The 9851-nt window shown below is 74.7% G+C and carries 9 protein-coding genes; 5 read left to right on the top strand and 4 right to left on the bottom strand.

Features of this window, described 5'->3' with window-relative positions:
* Positions 1–58: 58 nt before the first annotated feature.
* Positions 59–1567: an MFS transporter gene (locus tag ACWDN5_RS34515; protein WP_310977284.1), complete on the bottom strand. Its 1509-nt coding sequence runs from the start codon at positions 1565–1567 to the stop codon at positions 59–61.
* A gap of 192 nt (positions 1568–1759) precedes the next feature.
* On the opposite strand from ACWDN5_RS34515, the gene ACWDN5_RS34510 reads away from it, so the two are divergent.
* Positions 1760–2173 carry an STAS domain-containing protein gene (locus ACWDN5_RS34510; RefSeq protein ID WP_449679233.1) on the top strand — a complete coding sequence of 138 codons (414 nt, stop codon included), beginning with the start codon at positions 1760–1762 and terminating at the stop codon, positions 2171–2173.
* A gap of 38 nt (positions 2174–2211) precedes the next feature.
* Here the strand turns inward: ACWDN5_RS34510 and ACWDN5_RS34505 are convergent, their stop codons facing one another.
* Together ACWDN5_RS34505 and ACWDN5_RS34500 are read right to left on the bottom strand one after the other, a co-directional pair.
* The gene (locus ACWDN5_RS34505; protein WP_449679232.1) at positions 2212–2694 is read right to left on the bottom strand and encodes a DinB family protein; all 483 of its coding nucleotides are present in this window, start codon (positions 2692–2694) and stop codon (positions 2212–2214) included.
* Positions 2691–3320 (bottom strand): SAM-dependent methyltransferase, encoded by a 630-nt coding sequence (locus ACWDN5_RS34500; protein ID WP_449679231.1) that lies wholly within the window; start codon positions 3318–3320, stop codon positions 2691–2693. The genes ACWDN5_RS34505 and ACWDN5_RS34500 overlap by 4 nt, the downstream gene beginning before the upstream one ends.
* Positions 3321–3386: 66 nt before the next feature.
* Between ACWDN5_RS34500 and ACWDN5_RS34495 the strand changes: the two genes are divergently transcribed.
* The 4 genes from ACWDN5_RS34495 to ACWDN5_RS34480 all read left to right on the top strand — a co-directional run bounded on the left by ACWDN5_RS34495 (position 3387) and on the right by ACWDN5_RS34480 (position 5579).
* On the top strand, positions 3387–3965 hold the full coding sequence (locus tag ACWDN5_RS34495) for a helix-turn-helix domain-containing protein (protein WP_310977288.1): 579 nt from the start codon (positions 3387–3389) through the stop codon (positions 3963–3965).
* Positions 3966–4044: 79 nt separating this feature from the next.
* The gene (locus ACWDN5_RS34490) at positions 4045–4602 is read left to right on the top strand and encodes a hypothetical protein (RefSeq protein ID WP_449679230.1); all 558 of its coding nucleotides are present in this window, start codon (positions 4045–4047) and stop codon (positions 4600–4602) included.
* A gap of 54 nt (positions 4603–4656) precedes the next feature.
* Positions 4657–5115, top strand: coding sequence for a DUF6630 family protein (locus ACWDN5_RS34485; RefSeq protein WP_449679229.1), 459 nt, complete (start codon positions 4657–4659; stop codon positions 5113–5115).
* Entirely contained in the window at positions 5112–5579 is a 468-nt protein-coding gene (locus ACWDN5_RS34480; RefSeq protein WP_449679228.1) for a cupin domain-containing protein, read from the top strand. The genes ACWDN5_RS34485 and ACWDN5_RS34480 overlap by 4 nt, the downstream gene beginning before the upstream one ends.
* 2 nt (positions 5580–5581) lie before the next feature.
* On the opposite strand, the gene ACWDN5_RS34475 is transcribed toward ACWDN5_RS34480, so the two are convergent.
* Positions 5582–9592 (bottom strand): HAD-IC family P-type ATPase, encoded by a 4011-nt coding sequence (locus ACWDN5_RS34475; protein ID WP_449679227.1) that lies wholly within the window; start codon positions 9590–9592, stop codon positions 5582–5584.
* Positions 9593–9851: the final 259 nt, after the last annotated feature.

Below are 9851 nucleotides of genomic sequence, written 5' to 3'. Positions count from 1 at the left end.
ATTCGGGACGTCGGAGGTCCCGAATGAGTCATTCGCGACGTTCGGGCCGGGTGTCCCGTCAGGTCGAGAAGGGCGAGGACGCCCCTTCCGCACGGGTGCGGCCCCGGCGTCCGGAGGCCGCCAGCGGCTGGGCGATGTCCTCCAGGGACTTGCCTTCCGCGTCCACGGCCAGGAACCGGGCGATCAGGCCGCCCGCGATCATCACCGCCGCGCCCAGCAGGTAGCCGATGAACAGGCGGACCGGGTGCTCGCCCGTGCCGATCAGCGCGCCGTAGATCACCGGGCCGAGTGCGCCGAAGCACTGCGCGATGGCGAAGAACACCGCGATCGCCTTGGCCCGGACCTCCAGGGGGAAGATCTCGCTCACCGTCAGGTAGCCCGCGCTCGCGCCCGCGGAGGCGAAGAAGAAGATGACGCACCACGCGATCGTCTGGGTGATCGCGTTGAGCGCGCCCGCGTAGAACAGCACCGCGGTGATCGCCAGCAGCACGCCCGACACGACGTACGTCCCGGAGATCATCTTGCGCCGTCCGAGGGTGTCGAACAGGTGGCCGATCGTGAACGGGCCGACCAGGTTGCCCACCGCGAACGCGATCAGGTAGATCGGCGTCGCCTCGGACGAGACGCCGTAGAACTTGCCGAGCACCAGCGTGTAGGTGAAGAAGATCGCGTTGTAGAGGAATGACTGGCTGATCATCAGCGACGCACCCAGCACCGCCCGCGACGGGTATTCGCGGAACAGCACCCTGGCCAGCGCGACGTACCCGATCTGCTCGGCCGGCGTCACCTCGATCGCCTTCTTCTCGTCGACCGGCGGCAGGCTGCGGCCGCCGTGCTCGACCTCCTCCTCGATCTGCTTGATCGACTGCTCGGCCGCGTCGGCCTTGCCGTGCATGATCTGCCACCGCGGGCTCTCCGGCAGGTGCCGCCGCACCAGCAGGATCACCAGGCCGAGCACCGGTCCGATGAGGAAGCCCAGCCGCCAGCCCAGGGACAGGTCCATCCGGTTGAGCAGGATGTAGGTGCCGATCGTGCCCAGCACGGCGCCGGCCCAGTAGGTGCCGTTGACGGCGATGTCCACCCGGCCCCGGTAGCGGGCGGGGATCAGCTCGTCGATCGCGGAGTTGATGGCCGCGTACTCGCCGCCGATGCCCATGCCGGCGATGAACCGGGTGGCGTACAGGAAGATGACCCAGCCCGCGCCGTTGCCCAGGGTCAGCGCGGTCAGGCCGCTGCCGACGAGGTAGACGGCCAGCGTCAGCATGAACAGGTTCCGCCGGCCGAGCTTGTCCGAGAGACTGCCGAAGAACAGCGCCCCGACCACTTCGCCGGCCAGGTAGATCGTCGCCAGCAGCCCGACGGCCGCCGACGACATGTGCAGCGTCTCGGGCTTGGTGAGCGTGTCGGCGACGGCGCTGGCCACCGTGATCTCGAGGCCGTCGAGGATCCAGGCCACCCCGAGGGCGACCACCATCCGCGTGTGGAACGGGGACCAGGGCAACCGGTCGATGCGGGCCGGGATGAGCGTGCGCACCCCGGCGGACGCCGGATCGGGTGTTGCCGCCATGACAACCTCCTTGAGAGCAGATCGCCCCGCGTGACTTCCCCCGTCTTCCCCTGGTGAAACACGATCGGGTCGACTCGGGTGGTCACACCTTGTGATCAGCCGGAGACGGTTATTAGCCTGACGCGCGAGCGGGTCGTGCAGGAGCCGCAATGCCTGTTCGTGCCGGTCTCGTGGTGGATGGGGTGTTTTCGCGTGGCGTCCTTCGGGTCCCCGGCGGGGCGGTTGCGGGTTTCGTGCTCGCACGGCGAGCCGGTGCTCCTGACCTTGTCCGGCGAGCTCGACGCCGGCACGGTGCTGGTCGTCGTCGGGGCGGTCGCCGCGGCGCTGGCGAGCAGCCTGGAACCGCGGGTGATCGTGCTGGACTTGGCGCAACTGCACTTCCTGGGCGCGGCGGGCGTCCGCGCGCTGAGCGCGGTGACCGACCACGCCGCCGCCCAGAACGCCCGGCTCCGCGTCGTCACCGGCGGCAACCCCCTGGTGAGCCGCGCGTTGCGGCTGACCGGGGTGGACCGCGTGCTGGACGTCTACCCGGATCGCCGCGCGGCACTGAGCGTCGGCGACGGCCGTGAGTTCCTCCGGCTGACCGCCCGGATGTGGAACAGCTGACCGTCCACATCGGAGTGGCGAGCACGACGACCGGCACGTCAGCGGCCGGTGCTGCCGTCGATCAGCTCGCGGAGGATGTCGGCGTGCCCGGCGTGGCGGCCGGTCTCCTCGATCAGGTGGACCAGGGCCCAGCGCATCGACGGCGCGGCACGGCCGGGGCGGGCCACCGGCCGGGTCAGGTCGGTGCAGGCGTCGATGACCGCGTTCGCCTGCGAGCACGCGGCGCGGTAGTCCGCCACGACCGAGGCGACCGTCTCGTCCGGCCGCGGCCGGAACGTGCCGGGCCAGTCGGCGACGTCCTCGCCGAGGAAGGTGAACCGCTCGACGTGGGCCAGGTGCCGGACCAAGCCCAGCAGCGAGGTGCCCGACGGGACTCCGGGCGTCCGGACCTGCGGTTCCGGCACGTCCTCGGCCTTCGCGACGATCGCGGCCCGCAGGTGGTCGAGGAAGCCGCGCAGCACGTCCTTCTCGGCCGGTCCGGTGCGCGGGGGCGGGGTGTCCCGCCGTCGGGTCCGGGTCATCGGGGGTCCTTTCCGGCGGTGCGGCGGACGAGCAGCAGGTGGTCGACGACGTCGGCGGTCCGCCCGCCGGGTCCGGTGGCGCGGCGGGCCAGGGCGTCGGCGCGCTCGACGGTCCACTCCGCGGGGTCGAGTGGCGGCGCCTCCAACGCGGGAAGAGCGGCCGGGTCCTGGTTCCACGACCACGGCGCGACCGAGCCGTGCTCGACGACCAGCAGCCGGCCGCCGGGGGAGAGGGCTTCCGCCGCCCGCCGCAGCACCTGGTTGCGGGGCAGCGGGAACGACGTGTGCAGGTAGTGCGCGGAAACGAGGTCGAACGGGCCCGCCGGGAAGGTCGCGGCCAGGTCGTGCCGCTCGGTGGTGATCCGGTCCGCGAGCCCGAGTTCCCCGGCGAGGCGGTCCAGGTGGGCGAGGGCGACGGCGGAGATGTCGGCCGCGGTGACGCGCCAGCCGCGCCGGGCCAGCCAGAGCGCGTCCCCGCCGGCACCCGCCCCGAGGTCGAGGGCCCGGCCGGGGGACAGCGGGGGCACGACCTCGGTGAGCCGGACGTTGGGCCGCGGCACGCCGCCGGGGAAGTGGGCCGCGTAGTGGCCGTCCCAGAACCGGGACGCTTCGGTGGTCGGTGTCATGGCCCCACCCTGACCGGCCCCTGGCGGTTCCGGCACGCTTTCTTGCGGTTCCGGCAAGATGGCCGGGTGAGCGACGACTTCGAGGACGTCCTGCACGCCGTCGGCCCCCGGCTGCGGGCGCTGCGGCGGCACCGAGAGCTGACCCTGGCGGACGTCTCGGCCGCCACCGGCGTCTCGGAGAGCACGCTGTCGCGGCTGGAAAGCGGGCAGCGGCGGGCCAGCTTGGAATTGCTGCTGCCGCTGGCGCGCGCCTACGACGTCCCGCTCGACGACCTCGTCGGCGCGCCCCGCACCGGCGACCCCCGGATCCACCTGACCCCGATCCACCGGTACGGCATGACGTTCGTGCCGCTGTCGCGGTGGCCCGGCGGCATGCAGGCCTACAAGATGATCATCCCGAGCGCGGACCGGCCGCCGGAGCCGGACCACCAGACCCACGAGGGGCACGAATGGCTGTACGTGCTCCACGGGCAGCTGCGGCTGGTCCTCGGCGAGCACGACCTGGTCCTGCCGCCGGGCGAGGCGGCGGAGTTCGACACGACGATCCCGCACTGGCTCGGCAGCGCCGACGGGAAGCCGGTGGAGCTGCTGATCCTGTTCGGCCGGCACGGCGAACGCGCGCACCTGCGCGCCCGCGCGCACTGAGGAAACGGTTCGCCGCGCACGTATTCTCCGTACGGCGGGCGCGCGATCGCCTGCTGACGCAACGCGAATGGACGTGGGCATGACCGGATACGGCCGGGACCGGGAACGTCGCCGGCGCACCCGGACGCTGCTCGGCGTCGGGTACCTGGTGGTGCTGACGGCGGTGCTGGGCCTCAAGACCGGCTGGCTCCCGGCTGTGGCCACCCCGCTCGGCGTGCTCGTGCTGCTGGCCGTGGTGCTCCGGTGGATCATGTGGCGCGACGCGCGGGCCGAGCGCCGGCGGCGGGCGGCGGGCCAGGCGCCGTCGTGGCCGGCCCAGCTGCCGGTGCAGGCGGCACTGCTCCTGGGCGCCAAGGCACCCGGCCACCACGCCCGCCGCGCCGACGAGGTGGGTGAGCTGTTCGGCCGGCTGTCCCTCCGGGACGGTTCGCTGCACTGGAAGCCGAGGGCCGGGGACCGCAACCGTGGCGTGGGACCGGTGACGTTCGACCGGTCGTGGACGACGGAGGTGGTTCCCTTGTGGGGCCCGGGAGACCAGGGGTGCCTGACGCTCACTTCGCCGGACGGCCCGGCGGTGGACGTGTGGATCCGCCACCCGGCCGATCTCCGCCGGGCCTTGGCGGCACTGGTCCGTTAGGTCCGCCTGCCCGGGTGATCTGCCGGTCGGACGCCGGCCCCACGGAGGACATCGATGACGGCACGTGACGCGCTTCTCGCGGTCGCCACCCTGCTGGCGCACGCCGACCGGCTCGACGAGCGCGGGATCGACGAGCCCTTCGACCTGCTGCCGTGGATCGCCCTCGTCAACGCCCTCGCCGATCAGGGGCTGCTCGCCGAGGTCGACTGGAAGGAGGCGCCGGACGAAATCACCGGCCGGTTGCGGGGGCTGCGGTCCGCACCGATCGCCGATGACGTCTGGACGCCGGCCGGGAGCGAGCTGCCGACCTACGACTTCCTCGAGGAGGCCGGAACCCGCCTGCACCGCGCGGGAACCGCCCTCGCCGTGCTCGACATCGAGTCCGACTGCTACCCGCTCGTACTCCTGCCCGCCGACCACGGCGCCGACCTCGTCCGCCTCGCCGCCGGAGCCGGGTTCACCGCCGAGGTCCTGGACAACGCGGCCGGGACACCGGAAAGTGACCTGCCATGACCGGAGAAGAGATCGTGCTCGGCCCCCTGCCCAAGGGCATCACCCCCGCCGGGGAAGGGAAGGTGTGGAACGTCCTCGGCCACACCTACGCCATGAAGGCCGCCAGTGCGTCCAGCTTCGCCTTCGAAACCCTCGACCCGCCCGGGACCGGCGTGCCGCCGCACGTGCACCCCACCCAGGACGAGCACATCTACGTCCTGGACGGCGTCTTCACCCTCTACCTCGACGGCGAATGGACGACCGCCGGCCCCGGGGACACCGTGCGGATGCCGAAAGGCCTTCCGCACGCCTACTACAACCGCAGCGATGCCCTCACCCGCGCGCTGTTCTGGGTGAGCCCGGCCGGGCGGCTGGCGCAGCTGTTCGACCGGCTGCACGACTTGAGCGACCCGGCCGAGGTGGTCCGGCTGTCGGCCCTGCACGACGTCGACTTCCTGCCGCCGGGGTCGGTGGACGGCGCCTGACCTCAGCGGCCGGCGGTGGTGTCCACTGTGGACGCCACCGCCTCCCGGCGCAGGATCGGCAACGACGACGTCAAGGCCCCGGTCGCGACTCCCGCGCCGACGCCGGCCCAGGCCAGCGGGCCGAGCGGGGTGCAGCCGAAGAACCGGCTCACCCCCCGCGTCTGCACGATCGCCGCCAGCGCGAGGGCGGACCCGACCGCCGTCCCGACCACCAGGGGGCTGCGGCGGCGGCCGCGCAGGGTCTGGGCCAGCTGGGTGCCGACCAGGCCGCACGGGGCCATCGTGCTCGTGCGGCGCTCCGTTCCCGGGGTGAACCGGCCGATCAGCCACGCCGTCGTCGCGCCGACGCCCGTCGTCACGCCGCGGCTGGTGATCGCGCGGTTCAGGCCCGGGCCGAGGCCGCCCGGCGCACGGTCGTCGTCCGGACGCGTCACGGCCACCGCCATCGCCGGGAACAGGTCCGTCAGCAGGTTGACCAGCAGCAGCTGGCGGGTGCCCAGCGGCGAGTCGCCCGCCAGCAGGGTGCCCAGCACCGAGAAGCCGATCTCGCCGGCGTTGCCGCCGACCAGGATCACCACCGCGTCCGACACGCTCCGCCACAGCGCGCGGCCCTCCGCGACCGCCTCCAGCAGCACGGTCAGGTCCTCGTCGGTCAGCGCGACGTCGGCCGCCATGCGGGCGGCGGTCGAGGCCCGGGCGCGCACGCCGATGCCGACGTCCGCGGCGCGGATGGCCGCCGCGTCGTTCGCGCCGTCGCCGACCATCGCCGTCACCCGCCCTGCCTCGCGCAACCACTCGACCACCTGCAGCTTCTGCTCCGGCGCGACGCGGGCGATCACGCCGGCGCCGGACAGCAGCCGGGCCCGGCCGGCGCGATCGAGCGCGGCCAGCTCGTCGCCGGTGACGACCGGGGCGTCGGACGGCCAGCCGAGCGACGTCGCGATTGCTCGCGCGGTGTTCGGGTGGTCGCCGGTGAGCATCACGGGTGAGACGCCGGCCTCGCGCAGCCCGCCGATCAGCGGCCCGGCCGTCGGCCGCAGCGTGTCGGCCAGCCCCAGGAAACCGAGGAACTCCAGGTGCGTCAGCACTTCCGCGTCGTCGTCGAGCGACGGCGGCGCCTTCCGGGACGCCACGGCGAGCACGCGCAACCCCTGGTCCGCCAGCGCTTCCGCGGCGCGGGCGAGCTCCTCCGCGCTGGTGCAGGCAGGCAGGACGACCTCCGGGGCGCCCTTGACGAGCAGCGTCACCTCGCCGTCCCCCTCCCGGCCGATCGTGGCCGAGTAGCCGCGGTTCGCCTCGAACGGCTGCCCGGCGAGCTCGGTCCAGCCCTCGTCCGGGCCGGCGGCGTCGAGCACGGCGTGGTCGGTCGCGTGGGCTCGCACGTGGGGATCGTCGAGCGTGCCCGGGCACGCCCGTGCGGCGGCCCGCACCACGACGTCCTCGGGCCCCGGCTCGCGCGCCTCCCCGCCGGGCCCGGTCGTCGTCACCACGCGCAGCTTGTTCTCGGTCAGGGTGCCGGTCTTGTCGAAACACACGACGTCCAAGCGCCCCAACGCTTCCAGCGCCCGCGGCGCCCGGACGAGGATGCCGCGCGCGGACAGGCGCCGGGCCGCCGCCCGCTGCGCGACGGTGGCCACGAGTGGCAGTCCCTCGGGCACCGCGGCGACGGCGATGGCGACCCCGCCGGCCAGCGCGCGGCGCAGCGGACGGCCGCGGATCGCCGAAAGGCCGGTGACGAGCGCGCCGCCGAGCATGGTCAGCGGCAGGGCGCGGCGGGTGAGGTCCTGCAGCCGCGCCTGGATGCCGACCGCGGCGGCGGTGCGGGTGGCCAGCTCGACCGCCCGGCCGGCCACCGTCTCCGAGCCGACCGCGACGACCACCGCGGTGGCTTCGCCGCTGACCACCGTGGTGCCGGCGAAGACCAGGCAGCTGCGCTCGGCCATCGGGGCGCCCGGTACCGGGTCGAGCTGCTTGGCGACCGGCAGCGACTCGCCGGTCAGCGCGGATTCGTCGACTTCGAGGTCGCCCGCGGTCAGCAACCGGGCGTCGGCCGGGACGACGTCGCCGACCCGCAGCTCGATCCGGTCGCCGGGTTCGATCGCCCGCGCGTCGACGACCTCGCCGCCTGCCCGCCGCGCCCGCTGCCGCTCGTCGTCCCGCAGTTTCGCCAGCGCTCGGCGGCCGCGGAACTGCTGGGCCCCGCCGACGACGGCGTTCAGGCCCATGGCCGCGGCCACCAGCAGCGCGTCCACCGGCGAGCCGACCACCGCGGACGCGACCGCGCCGAGGGCCAGCACCGGGGTCAGCGGGTCGTTCAGCTCGGCGACGACGTCGGCGGCGAGGCCGGTCCCGAACCGGACCGGCGCCGCGGCCGGGTGCCGGGCCACCGCCCCGGCGGCCGCCCGCACCCGCCGGGTCGTCAGCTCCCAGTTCGTCGGCTCGGCTCGGGCGTCCGCAAGCCGCTGGAGGACCTCCTCGCCGGTCAGTTCGTGCCAGGCGATCCGGGTGCGGCCGGCCGGGGGCCGGGCGGCGGCCACCCGCACCGCGGCGAGCGTGCCCATCGTCAGGCCGGTCAGCCCGCCGAGCAGCACGGGGTCCAGCCGCGGCACGACCGGCACCAGCGTCCGGCGGCGGCGGGACATCAGCAGCAGGCCGCCGATCAAGCCGCCCGCGGTCGCCACCCGGGTCGCCCGCTTGCTGTTCACCCGCGCGGCCGCGGCCGCCCGCAGCACCCGCCACACGCGGGTCAGCCCCGGCCGGACGACGAGGTCGGCGCCCCAGAGCACCGGGGCACCGCGGTCGGCGAGGGCGACGCAGAGGTCCCCGGCGAGCAGGCCCGCCACCTCGTCGCAGTTCGGCGCGCACGCCGCCGGCGGCCGCCCGACGGTGAGCACGACCCGGCCGTCGTCCTGCAGCCGCGTCACCAGCCCGGAGAACGATTCCTCGGCGACGTCGTCGGCGAGCGAGCTGAACTCGCCGAGCCGCTCGCGGGCGCCGGCCCCGGCGATGACCACCCGTGCCTCGGCCCGGCGGGCCGCGTCCAGCACGGCTTCGGCGTGCGGGTCGAGGCCGTCCGGGCCGTGCAGCGCGTCGGCGTGCAGCACGACGGTGTCCACAGTGTCCAGTGCCTTGAGCCGGTCCGGGTCGCGGACGAGCACGCCTTCGCGGGCGAACGCGGTCCCCATCGCGGTGTGGAAGGCGGTGTCGGCATACCGGGCAGGCATCGGCGACGCCGCGAGGAACGCTTCGGCGGCTTCGCGCGCGTTGCGGCGCACCAGCAGGTCGGCGAGGGCGGCGAGCAGGCCGCCGCCGACGGCGTTGCGGGCGTAGTCCTCCATGGGGATCCGGACCCGGCGCTCCGCCGGGGTCACGCCGAGGCTGGGCCGCTCCGGCGAGCAGAGGTCGTCGTGGTGGGCGTCGAACGCGGTGAGCCGGGCGATCGCCTCGGTGAGCTGGCCGGTTCGCAGGACGGCGTCCAGCAGCAGTTCGAGGGGGTCCTGGCTCAGCCCGCGCACCGCCGCGGACACGCCCGCGCGCGCCAGTTCGGCCGTGTACCAGCCGAACTGCTCGTCGAGCGCGGCACGGACGGCCGGGTGTTCCCGGGCCGCCGACACGGCGGCGCGCACGGCCGGGTGCAGCCGCGTCGTCCGGGTGCCGACCGAAACGGCGAGCCCGGCGACGTCCATCGCCAGGGCGAGGGCGGCGGTCCGCACGCCGTAGGTGTCGCCGGGGTGGGCGGGGGCGGAGTCACCGGGCTCGGCCGCCGTCAGCCCGTGCCGCCCGCAGCGATCGGCGATCCAGTCGAGAACGCGGTCGGCGGCGGCCTCTTCGGCGAGGTGGAGGACCACGCTGCCGAGCCCGCCGTCCCAGTAGGCGCCGGCGACGTCGGTGTGCCCGGCCAGCTCGGCAGCGAACGCGGAGCCGTCCGGACGGTCTCCGGTGGGGCGCAGGGGGACGTGCAGCCGGCGTCCCGCGCGCCAGACGGCGGACCGCGGACCCGCCGCGTTGCGCACGACCGCGCGGCGCGCACGGCGGTGCGGCTGCTCGTCCGGGTCGCTTCGGCCGCGGTCCCGGCGGCGCCCGCGACCAGGTCGCCGGCGAGCGGGCCGAGCACCTGTTTCGCCTGGCGGGTGAGGAGGAGCGGGCCGGCCAAGGCCAGCGTCATCCCCGCCTTCGTGACCGCGAACAACCCACCGAGCACACCGACCTCCGCCTGCCGAGCCTGTCCGTTCCGCGTTCCCCGGTGGCCGGGAGTCAAACCCGCCCGATCGC

The sequence above is a fragment of the Amycolatopsis sp. NPDC003731 genome (assembly GCF_053586895.1).
This window is presented reverse-complemented; position numbering and strand designations above follow the sequence as displayed.

Coding starts and splice junctions, on each gene's coding strand:
- ACWDN5_RS34500 (WP_449679231.1), bottom strand. CDS start 3,320: ATGACACCGACCACCGAAGCGTCCCGGTTCTGGGACGGCCACTACGCG.
- ACWDN5_RS34505 (WP_449679232.1), bottom strand. CDS start 2,694: ATGACCCGGACCCGACGGCGGGACACCCCGCCCCCGCGCACCGGACCG.
- ACWDN5_RS34480 (WP_449679228.1), top strand. CDS start 5,112: ATGACCGGAGAAGAGATCGTGCTCGGCCCCCTGCCCAAGGGCATCACC.
- ACWDN5_RS34490 (WP_449679230.1), top strand. CDS start 4,045: ATGACCGGATACGGCCGGGACCGGGAACGTCGCCGGCGCACCCGGACG.
- ACWDN5_RS34515 (WP_310977284.1), bottom strand. CDS start 1,567: ATGGCGGCAACACCCGATCCGGCGTCCGCCGGGGTGCGCACGCTCATC.
- ACWDN5_RS34485 (WP_449679229.1), top strand. CDS start 4,657: ATGACGGCACGTGACGCGCTTCTCGCGGTCGCCACCCTGCTGGCGCAC.